Source organism: Protofrankia sp. Cr1 (assembly GCF_963555865.1).
Taxonomy (GTDB): Bacteria; Actinomycetota; Actinomycetes; order Frankiales; family Frankiaceae; genus Protofrankia.
This window is the reverse complement of record NZ_CAUVXO010000024.1, coordinates 23,477-24,060: the sequence shown is the minus strand read 5'-3', so window position 1 is coordinate 24,060 and position 584 is coordinate 23,477. Positions and strand designations below refer to the sequence as shown.

The window sequence follows — 584 nt, the reverse complement described above, 5'->3', positions numbered from 1 at the left end:
GCGCAACCGAGGACGTGCCGCGAGCAGTGGCGCCGCACGGGGATGGATGGCTGATGGCCGTATTCGTGGCTAACGAGTCAGGCGTTGACGTTGATGAGGTCGCACTTACCGCTCTTGCCCGGTTCGTGTTGGACGCCATGAAGGTCAATCCACAGGCGGAGCTGTCGATAATGCTGGTGGAGCTGACCGCGATGGAGGAACTCCACGTCCGTTACATGGGCGAGGAAGGTCCGACCGACGTGCTGGCCTTCCCCCAGGACGACGCCTTCGACCCGTCCGCGCCTGATGCGGGTGAGGACGACCCGGCCCTGCTGCTCGGCGATGTCGTCCTGTGTCCGGAGGTCGCCCGTAAGCAGGCGGCAAAGGCGGGTCACTCACCGGAACACGAGATGCATCTGCTGTGTACGCACGGGATCCTGCACCTGCTCGGCTACGACCACGCCGAGCCCGAGGAGGAGCGCGAGATGTGGGCGGTGCAGTCCCGCCTGCTGGCATCGTGGGAGGTCGCCCGGACCGCTGGTACGCACTGAGTACGGCGATTGCGCGGCGTAGCAACGTCCGGGCGCGGCAGACGGCGTGCCAGA

The 584-nt window shown here is 66.4% G+C and carries 1 protein-coding gene; it reads left to right on the top strand.

Features of this window, described 5'->3' with window-relative positions; genetic code table 11:
• The first annotated feature begins 53 nt into the window (after positions 1–53).
• Positions 54–530: an rRNA maturation RNase YbeY gene (gene ybeY, locus U9980_RS04325; RefSeq protein ID WP_322749645.1), complete on the top strand. Its 477-nt coding sequence runs from the start codon at positions 54–56 to the stop codon at positions 528–530.
• The last annotated feature ends 54 nt before the right edge of the window (positions 531–584 follow it).

Excerpts from the sequence above, each read along its gene's own strand:
- ybeY (WP_322749645.1), top strand. The coding sequence starts at position 54 with ATGGCCGTATTCGTGGCTAACGAGTCAGGCGTTGACGTTGATGAGGTC.